Annotated in this window: 14 protein-coding genes; 8 read left to right on the forward strand and 6 right to left on the reverse strand. The window is 71.4% G+C overall.

The window, feature by feature from the left end; translation table 11 throughout:
* Nucleotides 1-9 precede the first annotated feature (9 nt).
* Complete coding sequence (locus tag BMW67_RS06050) at nt 10-1,263, reverse strand: adenylate/guanylate cyclase domain-containing protein (RefSeq protein WP_072746592.1); 1,254 nt, start codon at nt 1,261-1,263, stop codon at nt 10-12.
* Nucleotides 1,264-1,373: 110 nt separating this feature from the next.
* Between BMW67_RS06050 and BMW67_RS06055 the strand changes: the two genes are divergently transcribed.
* A complete protein-coding gene (locus BMW67_RS06055; protein ID WP_091764184.1) occupies nt 1,374-2,210 on the forward strand; it encodes a sulfotransferase in 837 nt (278 codons plus the stop codon).
* A gap of 324 nt (nt 2,211-2,534) precedes the next feature.
* Nucleotides 2,535-3,476 carry a hypothetical protein gene (locus BMW67_RS06060; RefSeq protein ID WP_072746408.1) on the forward strand — a complete coding sequence of 314 codons (942 nt, stop codon included), beginning with the start codon at nt 2,535-2,537 and terminating at the stop codon, nt 3,474-3,476.
* Nucleotides 3,477-3,728: 252 nt separating this feature from the next.
* Here BMW67_RS06060 and metG read toward each other — a convergent pair whose 3' ends face one another.
* Complete coding sequence (metG, locus tag BMW67_RS06065) at nt 3,729-5,465, reverse strand: methionine--tRNA ligase (protein WP_072746407.1); 1,737 nt, start codon at nt 5,463-5,465, stop codon at nt 3,729-3,731.
* A gap of 75 nt (nt 5,466-5,540) precedes the next feature.
* Nucleotides 5,541-6,761, reverse strand: a complete 1,221-nt coding sequence (locus BMW67_RS06070; protein WP_072746406.1) for an MFS transporter — start codon at nt 6,759-6,761, stop codon at nt 5,541-5,543.
* Nucleotides 6,762-6,980: 219 nt separating this feature from the next.
* On the opposite strand from BMW67_RS06070, the gene BMW67_RS06075 reads away from it, so the two are divergent.
* The 6 genes from BMW67_RS06075 to BMW67_RS06100 all read left to right on the forward strand — a co-directional run bounded on the left by BMW67_RS06075 (nt 6,981) and on the right by BMW67_RS06100 (nt 12,732).
* Nucleotides 6,981-8,156: a substrate-binding domain-containing protein gene (locus tag BMW67_RS06075; protein WP_072746405.1), complete on the forward strand. Its 1,176-nt coding sequence runs from the start codon at nt 6,981-6,983 to the stop codon at nt 8,154-8,156.
* A 66-nt stretch (nt 8,157-8,222) separates the two neighbouring features.
* Nucleotides 8,223-8,987 carry an ABC transporter ATP-binding protein gene (locus tag BMW67_RS06080; protein WP_072746591.1) on the forward strand — a complete coding sequence of 255 codons (765 nt, stop codon included), beginning with the start codon at nt 8,223-8,225 and terminating at the stop codon, nt 8,985-8,987.
* Nucleotides 8,980-9,711 (forward strand): ABC transporter ATP-binding protein, encoded by a 732-nt coding sequence (locus BMW67_RS06085; RefSeq protein ID WP_072746404.1) that lies wholly within the window; start codon nt 8,980-8,982, stop codon nt 9,709-9,711. Before BMW67_RS06080 ends, BMW67_RS06085 begins: the two co-directional genes overlap by 8 nt.
* A gap of 159 nt (nt 9,712-9,870) precedes the next feature.
* Nucleotides 9,871-10,902: a branched-chain amino acid ABC transporter permease gene (locus tag BMW67_RS06090; RefSeq protein ID WP_072746403.1), complete on the forward strand. Its 1,032-nt coding sequence runs from the start codon at nt 9,871-9,873 to the stop codon at nt 10,900-10,902.
* A gap of 4 nt (nt 10,903-10,906) precedes the next feature.
* Nucleotides 10,907-11,962 carry a branched-chain amino acid ABC transporter permease gene (locus tag BMW67_RS06095; RefSeq protein ID WP_072746402.1) on the forward strand — a complete coding sequence of 352 codons (1,056 nt, stop codon included), beginning with the start codon at nt 10,907-10,909 and terminating at the stop codon, nt 11,960-11,962.
* Entirely contained in the window at nt 11,959-12,732 is a 774-nt protein-coding gene (locus BMW67_RS06100; protein WP_072746401.1) for an alpha/beta fold hydrolase, read from the forward strand. The genes BMW67_RS06095 and BMW67_RS06100 overlap by 4 nt, the downstream gene beginning before the upstream one ends.
* Here the strand turns inward: BMW67_RS06100 and BMW67_RS15820 are convergent.
* From BMW67_RS15820 to BMW67_RS06110, 3 genes are read right to left on the reverse strand one after another with little or no spacing between them, the layout of a single operon-like run.
* Nucleotides 12,729-13,118: a hotdog family protein gene (locus BMW67_RS15820; RefSeq protein WP_072746400.1), complete on the reverse strand. Its 390-nt coding sequence runs from the start codon at nt 13,116-13,118 to the stop codon at nt 12,729-12,731. The two genes, BMW67_RS06100 and BMW67_RS15820, sit on opposite strands and share 4 nt — an antisense overlap.
* Nucleotides 13,112-13,471 carry a MaoC family dehydratase gene (locus BMW67_RS15825; RefSeq protein ID WP_072746399.1) on the reverse strand — a complete coding sequence of 120 codons (360 nt, stop codon included), beginning with the start codon at nt 13,469-13,471 and terminating at the stop codon, nt 13,112-13,114. The genes BMW67_RS15820 and BMW67_RS15825 overlap by 7 nt, the downstream gene beginning before the upstream one ends.
* On the reverse strand, nt 13,468-14,970 hold the full coding sequence (locus BMW67_RS06110; RefSeq protein WP_072746398.1) for an AMP-binding protein: 1,503 nt from the start codon (nt 14,968-14,970) through the stop codon (nt 13,468-13,470). Before BMW67_RS06110 ends, BMW67_RS15825 begins: the two co-directional genes overlap by 4 nt.
* Nucleotides 14,971-14,995: the final 25 nt, after the last annotated feature.

Raw genomic sequence — 14,995 nt, forward strand, 5'->3', positions numbered from 1 at the left:
GCGCGCCGCTCAGCCCGCCAGCGGGCGCGGCGCGGCGGCGCCTTCGGCCTCGACCTCGGCCGCGCGCACGAAGATCTCGATCGGGTCGGCGAAGTCGCGCAGCCGGTGCAGCCCGGCGCTGCGCCAATGGCCGGGCTCGACGGCGGCGATCTCGCGCGTCACCAGAACCGAGCGCCCCAGCGTCTTGCTCAGCTCGTCCATGCGCGAGACCTGGTTCACCACCGGCCCGATGGCCGAGAAGGTCAGCCGCGTGGGCACGCCGATGTTGCCGAACATGATCTCGCCCTCGGCCATGGCGACCGAGAAGCGCACATCCTCGGTCAGCCCCATGGCGGCGCGCTGGGGGCGGCGCTCTTCGCGCATCTGCAGCGCGCGCTCCATGGCGCGCGTGGCCGCGCGCGCCGCGTCGGGGCCGCCGGTCTCGCCGCGCAGGGGAAAGATCGCCAGGACGGCGTCGCCGATGAAGTCGAGGATCTCGCCGCCCTCGTCGATGACCATCTGCGCCGTGCAGTCGTAGTAGCATTTGAGCAGGTCCAGATACACGTCCGGCGCCAGCGTGTTGGACAGCCGCGTCGAATCGCGCAGGTCCGAATACCAGACCACGGCGCGGATGCGCTCGCCCGCGCCGCGCCGCACCAGCCCCTCCATCACCTGCCGCGCGGCGGTGGCGCCCAGATAGGCGGTGGCCAGGTTGACCATGACCCGCTTCTGGATCGAGGCGTGGCAGGCGACGGCGAAGATGCGCTGGATGCGGCTGAGCGCGTCGATGTCCGCGTCGCTGAACCCGCCCTCGCGGCGCGTCGCCCAGCTGGCCATGATGCCGCTTTCGCCGCCGCGATAGTTCTCGACCTCGGCGATCTGGAAGGCGGTCGAGGTCATGAGGTAGTCGGTGAAGCCCTGCTCGCGCAGCTCGTTCAGAACCGGAAAGTCCAGCATCGTCTCGGGGCCCATCAGCCGCCGGCGCAGGCGGTCCAGCCCGTGGATCAGCACGTGGTGGAAGGGGCTGGCCTCGAAGGCGGCCGAGGGCTGCGTCTCGTGCAGGTATTGCAGCAGCTCGGCGCCCTCGCCAAGGCGCCAGTAGATCTGCTCGGCCTGGAACAGCGGATGCAGCGTGGGCCAGGACAGCGCCGCGCGCTCGAGCGGGACGCCGATCGCGTGCAGGCGCACGCACAGCGCGCCGAACAGGTCGAGAATGTCGGGATCGTGAAGCGCCTCGTCGATGAGCCAGCTCTCGATCTCGGCGATCAGGGGGCCATGGGTCATGCGCGAAGGATAGTTGCGCGGGGCGGCCGGGCCAAGCGCCATGATTGACGCGCGCCGCCGCGCGGGCGATTTTCGCGCATGGCGCGCGCGCGTCGGGCGCGGAGGAGCGAATGGGACCGGATTTCATCTGCATCGGCGGGCAACGCTGCGGCACGACCTGGCTTTACCACGCCCTGCGCTGCGCGCCGGCCGTCTGGACCCCGCCGGTCAAGGAGCTGCACCATTTCGACGTCGGCGCCCAGGGCGTCGAGGTCTGGCCCTATCGCTACCGCCGCCATCTGCGCAGCCGCGCGGCCCATTACGCGGGCCGCCTTGCCGGGCGGCGCGACGCGATCGTCGATCCGCTGTGGGATGCGCGCTATTTCCTCGGCCGCCGCTCGGACGACTGGTATGCGGCGCTGTTCGCCCGCGCGCGCGCCCGCGGCCAGGTGGCGGGCGAGATCACGCCCGCCTATTCCATCCTGCCCGAGGCGACGGTGGCGCGGGTGGCGGCGCGCTTTCCCGACGCGAAGATCCTGCTGATCCTGCGCGACCCGCTGGCGCGCGCCTGGTCGAACGCCATGCGCGAGCCGGGGCTGGACCCGCGCGACGAACAGGCCGTCATCGCTCATCTGCGCAGCCCCGGCTGCGTGGCGCGTTCGGACTGGCCGGCCATCGTGGCGCGCTGGCGGCGGCATTTCCCGCGCTCGCGCATGCTTCTGGCGGCCTTCGAGCAGATCCGCGAGGACCGGCGCGCCTTTCTGGCCCGCATCGGCGCCTTTCTGGGCGCGCCGATTCCCGATCCGGGGGTCGAGCGCGACCGGCGCAAGACCGGGGCCAGCACCTGGCGGCGCGGGCCTCCGCCGGCGCATGTGGTCGAGGCGGTGCGCGACATCTACGACCCGATCGCCGAGGCCAGCGCCGAGCTGATGCGCGAGGCGCGGGCCGAGGTGCGAATCAAACCTTGACGAAAGGTTTCCGCGCGGGTCAGGCGCTTGATCGAAAAGAACCATGAGCGCCCGCGCCGCCGCCGGCTTGCGCGCCCGGCGCGGCGCGGCCCCGGACGGCGGCGGGCGCGCCCGCGCGGGGGCGCAAGGCCTTGAACCCGCCCGGAATTTCCCCCTGCGGTTGCGCTCGGACGGCGCCGGGCGCCGGGGTTGGTTAAAGATCGTGGTTGATTTTCATCGTCTTGCGCCCTGAACTGAGGGGGCCGCGGCATGATGTGCGCCGCGGCGAGTGGCTTTGGCGTTCGGCGCATGTTGCGCCGTCAGCAACCAGGAACGCGTGGCGTGATGACGATGAACAGGACCCTTGCGGCGCCTCTGCGCCGCGCGGTCGGGGCGGCGGTTCTGGCCGCCTGCGCCGCCATGGCGGCCCCCGCCGGGGCAAGCAACATCCTTCCCGAAGAGATCGACGCTCACAGCCATGAGGACGGCATCTTCCGCGTCGTCGAGGCCGCCGGCGCGCAGCCCGCCGTCCTGCCCGCCTACGAGGCCGCCGGCGTCGTCACGCGCGAGAGCGAGGTCGACGCCATCTTCGGCCAGCAGAGCGTGACCGATCTTCTGGGCGAGCCCATCGACATCCGCTTCGGCGACGTGGTGCAGATCGAGGCGCCGGACCTGCTGCGGGTGACGACCAAGACCGAGCTGGACCAGCTTTTCGGCCTGACCGATCCGCTCTACAGCCGCGACGGCAGCGCGAACCCGGTGGTCAGCCTGTATTTCGTCGACGCGATCAACTATTGCGGCGGCTACGCGGTCAACATCGTCGGCTGCGGGCAGACGCCGGGCAACCAGCTGGCGGTGGAGAAGGGCTACATGAGCTCGGGCTACGGCGCCGAGCTGCTGGCGCACGAGCTGGGCCATGCGCTGGGCCTCTACCACCCCGACGAGTCGCCCTATTCGGTCGCCAGCGGAAACCTGATGGACCCGACGCTGAACGGCGACACCTCGCTCGACACGCTGCAGGTGGCGCAGTTCATGGGCATGGGATTCTTCGAGCGCTTCGGCCCCAGCCCGCTGATCCAGCGGGACGCGGCCGGGTGGTTCGTGGCGATCACCCCTTACCTGATCGTCGATCAGCCGCTCGTGATCGACCCGCTTTCGGGGGGCGACGGCACGGCGGCCACCTCGGCGGTGCCGCTGCCGGGTTCGGGGGCGATGATGGCCGCGGCGCTGCTGATCGCGGCCGGCGCCGCGCTGCGGCGCAGGAACGCCGCGGCGCGCCCGGCCTGAGCGGGCGCCGCGGGCTCTGGAAGGGCGCCCGAGGAGCGCGCGCCGCGTCCTGACATCGGCGCCGAGGCGACGGGGCCTGCCCGGCGGGGGCGGGTCGGCGACTTCGACAAGGGGCCGCCGCGCCCTTTGGCCGGGCGCCGCCAGGGTTTTCCCGTCGATCGTCCGGCCACCATCCGTCGCTCCGTCGCGCCGCCGCGCGCCGACGGGAACCCGCGCGCGGCCTGCCGGGGCGGCGCCCCGCGTCAGTCGGCGTCAGTCGACGCCGGCGAAGCGGGCCTCGAGCTCGGCGCGCTGCTCGTCCGTGATCTTCGCGAACAGGGTCGGCGGCGTCTCGAAGGCGTGGCCCTCGGGCAGGGCGCGCAGCGCGGCCTCGACGTCGCGCGGCCAGTCGCGCTCGGTCTCGGGCGCAAGGCGCAGCGCGGCGAAGATGCGGTCCGAGGTCTGCGGGATGAAGGGCCGCGAGACGATGGCGTAAAGGCGCGTCAGGTTCAGCGCGAAGCGGATCGCGGCGGCGGCCGTCTCGGGATCGGTCTTGAACCTGGCCCAGGGCTCGGCGCGCTGCAGATACTCGTTGCCCGCCACCCACATGGCGCGCAGCTCGGCGGCGGCCTTGCGGATCTCGAGCGCGTCCCAATGGGCCTCGTAGGCGGCCAGGCGCCGGCGCAGCTCTTCGACCAGGGCGCGCTCGGCCTCGCCCCAGGCGCCGCCGGCGGGAACCTGCTCGCCGAAGCGCGAGCGGCAGAACTTGGTCACGCGGCTGACGAAATTGCCCAGCACGTCGGCCAGATCCTTGTTCACGCCGTTCTGGAACGCATCCCAGGTGAAGTCGCTGTCCGAGCTTTCGGGCGCGTTGGCCAGCAGCCACCAGCGCCAGCAGTCGGCGGGCAGGATCTCGAGCGCCTGGTCCATGAACACGCCCCGCCCCTGCGAGGTCGAGAACTTGCCGCCCTGATAGGTCAGCCAGTTGAAGCCCTTGATGTAGTCGACCAGCTTCCACGGCTCGGCGCCGTCGAAATTCGCCCCCATCAGCGTGACCGGGAAGCTGAGGGTGTGGAAGGGGATGTTGTCCTTGGCCATGAACTGGACGTAGCGCACGTCATGCGCGCCCTTGTCCTCGCGCCACCAGCGCAGCCAGGCGGAATCGTCCTGGCCGGTGGCGTCTGCCCATTCGGCGGTGGCGGCGATGTATTCGATGGGGGCGTCGAACCAGACGTAGAAGACCTTGCCCTCCATGCCCGGCCAGGGCTCGGTTCCCTTGCGCACGGGGATGCCCCAGTCAAGGTCGCGGGTGATGCCGCGATCCTGCAGGCCCTCGCCGTCGTCGAGCCATTTGCGCGCGATCGAGGTGGCCAGGACCGGCCAGTCGGTCTTCGAATCGATCCAGGCGCGCAGGCGCTCGCGCATGGCGGACTGGCGCAGGTAAAGGTGCTTGGTCTCGCGCACCTCGAGGTCGGTCGAGCCCGAGATCGCCGAGCGCGGGTTGACGAGGTCGGTCGGGTCGAGCTGCTTGGTGCAGTTCTCGCACTGGTCGCCGCGGGCCTTGTCGTAGCCGCAGTTGGGGCAGGTTCCCTCGATGTAGCGGTCGGGCAGGAAGCGGCCGTCGGCGCGCGAGTAGACCTGGCGCTCCATCCTCTCCTCGATGAGCCCGGCTTCGGCCAGCCGGCCGGCCATGTGCTGGGTCAGCGCATGGTTGCGCGCCGAGGACGAGCGCCCGAAGTGGTCGAAGCTGAGCGCGAAGCCGTCGGCCAGGGCCTTCTGCACCTCGTGCATGCGCGCGCAGTATTCGGCCACGGGCAGGCCGGCCTTGGCGGCGGCCAGCTCGGCGGGGGTGCCGTGTTCGTCCGTGGCGCAGATCAGCAGCACCTCGTGGCCGCGCTGGCGCATGACGCGCGCATAGGCGTCCGAGGGCAGCTGCGAGCCGACCAGGTTGCCCAGGTGCTTGACGCCGTTGATGTAGGGCAGGGCGGAGGTGATCAGAATTCGGGCCATGTCGCGCCTGTTCCGGTTGCCGATGGGTCGAGTCGGCCTCTCATAGCGGATCGGCGGGCCGAGGGCGAGCGCCGCTCAGCCATCCTTGCGGCGCCGCATCAGCCGGCCGACCACGAAGCTGGTGCGCGGCAGGTAGCGGTAGGGCGTGCGCGCGCGCGCCTTGCGCCCCACGGCCATGCGCGCCAGTCCGAACAGCGCCAGCAGCCCGTGCAGCCCGGCGATGAACGAGAACAGCGCGCCCGGGCCGAAGCGATCGAGCAGCAGCGAGGCCGAAAGCGGGCTGGCGATCGCGCCGAGTCCGTAGATGAACATCAGCGAGGCGTTCAGCTCGGCCACGAAGTCGGGTTCGGCGAAGTCGTTGGCATGGGCCGAAGAGACCGAGTAGATCGGAAAGGCGAACAGCCCGAAGGCGAAGGCGCCCGCGAAGGCCGCGGCGGCCGAGCTGCCGCCGTCGGCGGCGACGCCAAGGCATGTCGCCGCCGAGGCCGCCGACAGCCCGGTCAGAACGTGCCGCCGGTCCATCTTGTCCGCGACCCAGCCGATCGGGATCTGCGCGGCGGCGCCGCCCAGGATCGCCGCCGCCAGGAACGTGGCGATCCCCTCGGCGTCCAGGCCGACCTCGTGGCCATAGACCGGGCCGACCATTCGAAAGGCGGGCATGGACGAGCCCGCAACCAGCACGCCCGCCGCCGCCAGCGGCGACAGCCGCGCCGCCCGCGCCGGGCGAAGGCGCGGCGCAAGCGGCATGGCCGGGGCGGCCGCCCTGCTCAGCGTCAGCGGCAGAAGGCACAGGCAGCACAGGATGGCGACGATGTTGTAGGACACGTAGGAGGCCGGCGGCAGCACGGCGATCATCGCCTGCGCGACCAGCGACGCGCTCAGATCCACCACGCGGTAGATCCCGACGACCCGCCCGCGCGTGCTGTTGTCGACCTTGGCCTGCAGCCAGCTTTCGACCACCGTGTAGGCGCCGGCGACGGCAAGGCCGGTCAGCGCCCGCAGCGCCGCCCATGCCGTCGGATCGGGCCAGAGCGGATGGGCCAGCGCGCCGATGGCGCCCGAGGCGGCGAAGGCCGCGAAGGCGCGCGAGTGTCCGATCGCGCCCATCATGCGCGGCGCCGCCCAGCAGCCGACGAAGAAGCCCACGAAATGGGCCGATCCCAGCATGCCGATCTGGGCCGTCGAAAAGCCCAGCGCCGCCCCCGACAGCGCGTCGAGCGGCCCCAGCGCCCCCGAGCCCAGCTGCACGAGGACCACCGACATCAAGAGCGCGGCGAAGGAGATGACAAGGCGCATGGCGCGATTCCCGCTCTGCGCCGCGGGCGGCGCGCGTGACCGGCTTGGCGCAAGATGCGCGCCCCGGTCAAGCGTGTTTCGACGCGCGGGGCCCCGCCCGGCCGGGTCGGCGCGATCGCCCATCCGACGGCAGGGCGCCGCGGCGGTTTGACAGGGGTTTCGCGCGCCCATAACATGACGTATGATTCATGTGTCATATTTTGACATCGGGAGGAGACGATGAAGAAACTTGTGGCCGCCATCTCGGCGCTTGCGTCGATGGCCGGCGGGGCGCATGCCGACATCACGATCGCGCATGTCTACGGAAAGACCGGCCCGTTCGAGGCCTACGCCAAGCAGTCCCATGACGGGCTCATGCTCGGGCTCGAATACGCGACCGGCGGCACGATGCAGATCGACGGCGAGAAGATCGTCGTGATCGAGAAGGACACCCAGCTCAAGCCCGAGCTGGGCAAGGCGCTGCTGGCCGAGGCCTATGGCGACGACGGGGCGGACATCGCCGTGGGGCCGGTCAGCTCGGGCGTGGCGCTGGCGATGCTGCCGGTCGCCGAGGAATACGAGAAGATCCTGCTGGTCGAGCCCGCGGTCGCCGACTCGATCACCGGCGAGAACTGGAACCGCTACATCTTCCGCACCGCGCGCAATTCGAGCCAGGACGCCGTGGCCAACGCCATCGCCATCGGCGGGCCGAACGTGCGCGTGGCCACGCTGGCCCAGGACTACGCCTTCGGACGCGACGGCGTCGCCGCGTTCAAGGAGGCCCTCGCGACCACCGGCGCGCAGGTCGTGCACGAGGAATACGTGCCCACCGACGCCACCGACTTCACCGCCGCGGCCGAGCGCATCTTCAACGCGATGAAGGATGTCGAGGGCGAGAAGAAGCTATTCATCATCTGGGCCGGGGGCGGCAACCCCATGGGCAAGATCAACGCCATGGATCCCGGCCGCTACGGCATCGAGATCGCGACCGGCGGCAACATCCTTGCCGCGCTCAAGGCCTACAAGGACATGCCGGGCATGGAGGGGGCCACCTACTACTACTACGAAATCCCCAGGAACCCGGTGAACGACTGGCTGGTGAAGACGCATTTCGAGCGTTTCGGCACGCCGCCCGACTTCTTCACCGCCGGCGGCATGGCGGCGGGCATCGCCATCGTCGAGGCGATCCGCAAGGCCGGCTCGACCGAGACCGAGGCGCTCATCGCCGCGATGGAGGGGATGGAGTTCCAGACCCCCAAGGGCCGGATGGTCTTCCGTCCCGAGGATCATCAGGCGCTGCAGTCGATGTATCACTTCCGCACCGAGATCCAGGAGGGCAAGGACTACGGCGTTCCCGTCCTGGTGCGCGAGCTGGGCATCGAGGATCTGCCGATCCCGATCCGCAACGGCCGCTGAGCCGCGCTTCCGGGGCCGCGCGCGGCCCCGGCTCTTCCCAACGGAGCTTCGCAGATGGACGAGCGCATGACCGATGCGGTTCTGGCGACCGAGGAGCTGACGGTGCGGTTCGGCGGGCATGTGGCCGTGGACCGCGTCACCTGCCGTTTTCGCGCCGGCGAGCTGACGGCGATCGTCGGGCCGAACGGGGCCGGAAAGACCACCTATTTCAACCTGATCTCGGGGCAGATCCCGGCCACCGGTGGGCGGGTGCTGCTCGGGGGGCGCGACGTGACGCGGCTGTCGGTCGCCGCGCGCACGCGCCTGGGCGTCGGGCGGGCGTTCCAGCTGACGAACCTGTTTCCCGACCTGAGCGTGCTCGAGAACGTGCGCCTCGTGATCCAGTCCAGGCGCGGCAGGGACTTCGACATGTGGTCCATGGCCGCCGCGCATGCCGACCTGGCCGAGGCCGCCGAGGCGGTGCTCGAGCGTGTGCGCATGACGGACCTGGCGGGGCGCAAGGTCGCCGCGCTGAGCCATGGCGACCAGCGCAAGCTCGAGGTGGCGATGCTGATCGCGCTCGATCCGAAGGTCTACATGTTCGACGAGCCCACCGCGGGAATGAGCGTCGACGAGGCGCCGGTGGTGCTCGAGCTGATCGCCGCGCTCAAGGCGCAGACCGACCGGACCATCCTGCTCGTCGAGCACAAGATGGACGTGATCGCCCGCCTGGCCGACCGGATCATCGTGCTGCACAACGGCGCGCTGGCGGCCGACGGGCCGCCGCGCGAGGTGATCGCCTCGGACGTGGTGCAGGAGGCCTACATGGGAAAGGCGCTCGAAGATGTCTGACCCGATCCTGACGCTCGAGGAGGTGCACACCGACATCGGGCGGTATCGCATCCTGCAGGGGGTGAACCTTGTCGCGCCGCGCGGGGCGGTGACCATGCTTCTGGGGCGCAACGGCGTGGGCAAGACCACCACCTTGCGCACCATCATGGGGCTGTGGCGCGCGCGCTCGGGGCGCATCGTCTTCGACGGCGCCGACATCGCCGCCAGCCCGACGCCGGCGATCGCCCGGGCCGGCATCGGCTATGTGCCCGAGGACATGGGCATATTCTCGGACCTGACGGTCGAGGAGAACATGATCCTCGCGGCGCGCTCGGGGCCGTTGGCCGAGGCGCGGCGCGAGCGCATCTTCGCCGCCTTTCCGCCGCTGCGCACCTTCTGGCGCAAGCCCGCGGGCACGCTGTCGGGCGGGCAGAAGCAGATGCTGGCCATCGCCCGCGCCATGGCCGAAGAGCGGCGGCTCTACCTGATCGACGAGCCCACCAAGGGCCTGGCGCCCGCCATCGTCGCCGCCATGGCCGCGGCGCTGCGCGCGCTCAAGGCCGAGGGCGCCTCGATCCTGATGGTCGAGCAGAACTTCTCGGTCGCCCGGCATCTGGGCGACCACGCGGCGGTGATGGATGACGGCCGCATCGTGTGGACCGGCGCCATGGCCGAGCTGGCGGGCGATCGCGCGCTGCAGGAGCGGCTGATGGGGCTGAGCCTTGACGCGCATGGCGAGCCATGAGGGGCGCGACGATGGCGATGACGCGGCGCGAGGGCGCGGCGCGACGGCTGGCCGCGCCTGCGGGGCGCGACGGCGGGTCGGACGACGGAGGCGACGAATGACGGACAACGCCGGAAACAATGCTGGAAACGACGCCGGAACCGGCGCAGGGGGCCGCGCATGACGGCCGCGCCCGGACACAACCCCACCTTCGCCGCGCGCGGCCCGGCCGAGCGGCTGGCCGAAGCGGCGCCCTTCCTGCTTGTTCCGCTGCTTGCGGCGGCGGGGTGGCTTGCGATCCCGCAGGGCTCGTCATGGCTGACGCTGACGGTCTCGGGGCTGGCCATGGGGATGATGATCTTCATCATGGCCTCGGGGCTGACGCTGATCTTCGGCCTGATGGACGTGATCAACTTCGGCCACGGCGCCTTCGTCTCGGTGGGCGCCTTCGTCGGGGTCGGCGCGCTGGCGGCGCTCGACGGGCTGACGGGCGCGCCCTCGCCGGCGCTCAACGCGCTGGCGCTGGCGCTGGCGGCGGCGGCGGCGATGCTGGCCACCGGCGCGCTGGGCTGGGCCTTCGAGCGGGCGATCGTGCGCCCGGTCTATGGCGCGCATCTCAAGCAGATCCTGGTCACCATGGGCGGGCTGATCGTGGTCGAGCAGCTGATCCTCGTCATCTGGGGGCCGTCCGAGATCTTCTTCAGCCGGCCCGAGGCCTTCAAGGGCGCGCTGACCTTCGCCGGCGCGGCGATCGAGAAATACCGCCTGGTGGCGGTCGGCGTGGGGCTGGCGCTGTTCCTGGCCATGCGCACGGCGCTGCGCGCCACCCGCATCGGGCTGATCGTGCGCGCGGGCGTCGAGAACCGCGAGATGGTCGAGGCGCTGGGCTACCGGCTGCGGGTGGTCTTCGTGGGCGTGTTCGTGGCCGGTTCGGCGCTGGCGGGCCTGGGCGGGGTGATGTGGGGCCTCTACGAAGAGGTCATCACCGCCCATATGGGCGGCGCGCTGATGGTGCTGGTGTTCATCGTGGTCATCATCGGCGGGCTGGGCAGCGTCGAGGGCTGCTTCCTGGGGGCGCTGCTCGTCGGGCTGATGCAGAACTACGTGGCCTTCCTCGAACCCAAGCTGGCGCTGATTTCGAACATCGGCCTGATGGTCGTCATCCTGATGTGGCGGCCGCAGGGCATGATCCCCGTGGTAAAGGCGAAATGATCCCATGCTGAAGCGCATTCTCTCGGGCGACATGCCGCAAAGCCGCGCCCTGGGCCTGATCCTTCTGGCGATCCTGATCGGCCTTGCCTTCGCGCCCTTCCTGTTCCCGGGCACGCGGTCGCTGGACACGGCGGCGCGGATCTGCGTCTTCGTCGCGCTGGCGGCCAGCTACGACCTGCTTCTGGGCTATGCGGGCATCGTCAGCTTCGCGCACACCATGTTCTTCGGCCTTGGCGCCTATGGCGTGGCGCTGGCGAGCGACGGCATGGGGCGCAGCTTCGGCGCGCTTGCGGCGGGCAGCCTCGCCGGCGCGCTGGCCGCGGCGGCGCTGGCGCTGCTGGTGGGCCTGTTCAGCCTGCGGGTGCGGGCGATCTTCTTCGCCATGATCACCCTTGCGGTGGCCAGCGCCGTGGCGGTGCTGTTCAGCCAGCTTTCCGGCATCACCGGCGGCGAAGACGGCCTCAACTACCGCATCCCGCGTGCGCTGACGGCGGCGGCCAGATACGCCGACGAGCCGTTCCTGGGCGTGCGGCTCACCGGCAAGGTGCTGAACTACTACCTCGTCTTCTTCGGCGCGCTGATCCTGTTCCTGGCGCTCTTGCGGGTGGTCAACTCGCCCTTCGGGCGGGTGCTGCAGGCGATCCGCGAGAACGAGTTCCGCGCCGAGGCGATCGGCTGCCGCGTGGTCTGGCATCGCACCGCGGCGACGGTGATCTCGGCGGTGAGCGCGGCGCTGGCCGGCTCGCTCTACGCCATCTGGCTGCGCTATGTCGGCCCCGACACCGTGCTGAGCTTCGAGATCATGGTGGACATCCTGCTGATGGTGGTGATCGGCGGCATGGGCACGATGTATGGCGCGGCGGTCGGGGCGGCGCTGTTCGTCCTTGCCCAGAACTACCTGCAAGGGCTGATGGGCGCGGCGGCCGAGGCGGCCGCGGGCGTGCCGGGGCTGCCGCTGATCCTCGATCCCGACCGCTGGCTCCTGTGGCTGGGAGCGTTGTTCATCCTGTCGGTCTACTTCTTCCCCACGGGCGTGGTCGGAAGGCTGCGCGGTCGATGACGATCGAGGCCGGAAGCGGGCGGCCCGTGATCTTCCTGCATGGCTGGACGATGCGCGGCGCGGTCTTCGCCGGGCAGATCGCGCGGCTTGCGGGGCGGGCGCGCTGCCTGGCGCCGGACCTGCCGGGGCATGGCGCGGCGCCCGGCCCGGCGCGGCTGGACGCGATGGCGCGCGCGGTGGCGGCGCTGATCGCCGAGCGGGGGCTGGAGCGGCCGGTTCTGGTGGGCTGGTCGATGGGCGCGGCCGTGGCCTGGCGATATGCGCGCCTGTTCGGCTGCGCGGGGCTTGCCGGCATCGTCAGCGTGGACATGAGCCCCAGGCTGATCAACGAAAACGGCTGGACGCTGGGCATGATCGGCCAGACGCCGCGCGCGGCGGCCGCCTTCGCCCGGCGCCTGGCGTCGGATTGGGCGGGCGCCGCCGGGGCCATCGCGGCGGGGATGTTCGCGCGCCCGCCGGGCCCGCGCGGCTTCGACGTCGACGCCGCGCGCGCGCAGATCGCCGCCTGCGATCCGGCGCGCATGCTCGAGGCCTGGCGCGACCTCGCGGCGATGGACGAGCGCGCGACGATCGGCGCGCTGTCGCTTCCCTTCGCCGTCTTCCATGGCGCCCGGAGCCGGGTCTACCCGGCCGAGACCGCGCGCTGGCTGGTCCGCGCCGCGCCGCAGGCCGAGCGGGTCGCCTTCGCGCGCTCGGGCCACTCGCCCCATCTCGAAGAGCCCGACGCCTTCGCCGCCGCGCTCGGGGCGTTTCTGGACCGGCTGGACTAGGCGCCGGCCGGGCGCGCGAAGGCGCCGGCCACGTCCCGCGCCAGGACAAGCGCGCGGCCCTCGCAGATGAGCCGGCCGGCGCCGTCGCGGCAGGTCGTCGCCAGATCGACCAGATGCTTGTCGGGCCGCAGCCGCACGATCTCGACCCGCGCGGTCAGCGGCTCGTCGAGCGGGGCGGGGGCGAGAAAGCGCAGCTCCTGCTTGAGATAGTTCGTCCCCGGCCCCGGCAGCCGCACCCCGAGAAGGTAGGAGAACAACGAGGCCACGAGCGGCTCGGGAACATGTCCGGGCGGCGCGCCCGGCGCGCCCGAAAGCGCGGCGAAGCCCGCCAGCTCGTCGCGCCCGAAGCGCCGCGCGATCTCGGCGGCCTGGCCCAGGGTCAGCATGCCGCCTCCGCCTCTCCGACGAACAGCGCGGCGCCGTCGGCCGCGCGCTCGGCCCTCAGCGACCAGCGGGTTTCGTCGATGCGCTCGACCGTGAGCCTGACCGGCTCGCCGGCATAGGCGGGGTTGGGAAACATCATGCTCTGCGCCGCCTGGCGAAAGCCCGGGCGCGCCTCGGCCAGCATCGCCCAGAGCCTGGCGTAGATCAGCATGCCGTGGCTGACCGTTCGGCCGAAGCGGGTGCGGGCGGAAAACTCGGGGTCCACATGGATCGGGTTGTCGTCGCCCGAGACGCGCGCAAAGGCGTCGAACTCGGCCTGGGTGGGGGTCCATTCGCGGATGATGCGCGCGCTCATCGGATCATCTTCCTCAGCTCGGGCTTGCGCACCTTGCCGGCGGCCGTGCGCGGGAAATCGTCCAGGATGCGGTAGGCCCTGGGCGTCTTGTAGGCGGCGAGCCGCTCGCGGCACCAGGCGTCCAGCGCCTGCGGCTCGACGGCGCGGCCGGGCCGCAGGATGAGGAAGGCCATGCCCACCTCGCCCCATTTCGGGTCGGGCACGCCGATCACCGCCGCTTCCAGAACGGCCGGATGGGCGTTGAGCACGCGCTCGACCTCGGCGGGATAGACGTTCTCGCCGCCCGAGATGTACATGTCCTTGATGCGGTCGACGATGTAGTAATAGCCGTCCTCGTCGCGCCGGCCGACGTCGCCGCTCCTGAGCCAGCCATCCTCGGCGAAGGCCTCGGCCGTGGCGGCGTCGTTGCCGAAATAGCCGGGGGTGACGTTGGGCCCGCGGATCTGGATCTCGCCCTCGCCCGGCGCGCCGTCGGGCACGCCCGCGAGGCGGACCTCGGTCAGCATCTGCGGCCGGCCCACCGAGCCGACCTTGCGCGCGGCGTTGGCGGCGTCCATGAGGAAGACGGTCGGTCCGGTCTCGGTCATGCCCATGCCGTTGCAGACCGTTCCGCCGCGTTCGGCGAAGAAGCGGATCAGCGGCTCGGGCAGGGGCGCGCCGCCGCAGCCCATCCCGAGGGCCGACCAGTCGATCTCGTCCGCCTCGGGGCGCAGGCTGAAGGCCTGGTAGATCGCCGGAACCCCGAAGAAGCGGTTGATGCGCCCTTGCCGGATCAGGTCGAAGAGCATGTCCGGCTCGAACCGGCGCAGCACATGCGACAGCCCGCCCTCGAGGAAGGTCGGTAGGGCGTAGAGGTTGATGCCGGCGGTGTGGAACAGCGGCAGGAAGTTCGCCGTGGCCGTGTCCGCGCCCAGATCGGCCGCCTGGCCGATGTTCACGGCGTTGGCCCAGGCCATGCGCGCGGTCTGGATCACCGCCTTGGGCAGGCCGGTGGTGCCGGAGGTGAAGAGCAGATACCAGGGCCGGTCGGCGTCGATCATGCCCGCGCCGAAGGGGGCGGGCGCGGCGGCCAGCTCGGCGAAGGCGGTCTCGCCGGGGGCGGGGGCGTCCATGGCGATCGCGGCCATCGCGCGGCTTCGGGCCAGGGCGCGCGCGGGCGCGGCGTTCTCGTCGTCGAAGATGATCGCCGACGCGCCCACGCTGTCGAGCACGGGGCCAAGCTCGGCCACCGGCTGGCGCCAGTTGAGCGGCGCAAGGATGATCCCCGACTTCTGCGCCGCGAAAAGGGCGACGAAGAACTCGACCCGATTGTGGCACAGCGCCGCCAGCCTGTCTCCGGGCCCAAGGCCCAGCGCGCGCAGCCCGGCGGCAAGGCCGGCGGCGGCGCGGTTGATCTGCGCAAAGCTCCAGTCCCGGCCCGAGGCGACGTCGGCGAAGGCGACGCGCTCGGGCGAGATCTCGGCCCGCTTGGCGGCCATGTCGGGTATGCGGTCGAACATCGCGCCCCTCCCTCCCTGCGGCGTG

It is taken from the genome of Oceanicella actignis (assembly GCF_900111545.1).
Classification (GTDB): Bacteria; Pseudomonadota; Alphaproteobacteria; order Rhodobacterales; family Rhodobacteraceae; genus Oceanicella; species Oceanicella actignis.

Coding starts and splice junctions, on each gene's coding strand:
- BMW67_RS06050 (WP_072746592.1), bottom strand. CDS start 1,263: ATGACCCATGGCCCCCTGATCGCCGAGATCGAGAGCTGGCTCATCGAC.
- BMW67_RS06055 (WP_091764184.1), top strand. CDS start 1,374: ATGGGACCGGATTTCATCTGCATCGGCGGGCAACGCTGCGGCACGACC.
- BMW67_RS06060 (WP_072746408.1), top strand. CDS start 2,535: ATGACGATGAACAGGACCCTTGCGGCGCCTCTGCGCCGCGCGGTCGGG.
- metG (WP_072746407.1), bottom strand. CDS start 5,465: ATGGCCCGAATTCTGATCACCTCCGCCCTGCCCTACATCAACGGCGTC.
- BMW67_RS06070 (WP_072746406.1), bottom strand. CDS start 6,761: ATGCGCCTTGTCATCTCCTTCGCCGCGCTCTTGATGTCGGTGGTCCTC.
- BMW67_RS06075 (WP_072746405.1), top strand. CDS start 6,981: ATGAAGAAACTTGTGGCCGCCATCTCGGCGCTTGCGTCGATGGCCGGC.
- BMW67_RS06080 (WP_072746591.1), top strand. CDS start 8,223: ATGACCGATGCGGTTCTGGCGACCGAGGAGCTGACGGTGCGGTTCGGC.
- BMW67_RS06085 (WP_072746404.1), top strand. CDS start 8,980: ATGTCTGACCCGATCCTGACGCTCGAGGAGGTGCACACCGACATCGGG.
- BMW67_RS06090 (WP_072746403.1), top strand. CDS start 9,871: ATGACGGCCGCGCCCGGACACAACCCCACCTTCGCCGCGCGCGGCCCG.
- BMW67_RS06095 (WP_072746402.1), top strand. CDS start 10,907: ATGCTGAAGCGCATTCTCTCGGGCGACATGCCGCAAAGCCGCGCCCTG.
- BMW67_RS06100 (WP_072746401.1), top strand. CDS start 11,959: ATGACGATCGAGGCCGGAAGCGGGCGGCCCGTGATCTTCCTGCATGGC.
- BMW67_RS15820 (WP_072746400.1), bottom strand. CDS start 13,118: ATGCTGACCCTGGGCCAGGCCGCCGAGATCGCGCGGCGCTTCGGGCGC.
- BMW67_RS15825 (WP_072746399.1), bottom strand. CDS start 13,471: ATGAGCGCGCGCATCATCCGCGAATGGACCCCCACCCAGGCCGAGTTC.
- BMW67_RS06110 (WP_072746398.1), bottom strand. CDS start 14,970: ATGTTCGACCGCATACCCGACATGGCCGCCAAGCGGGCCGAGATCTCG.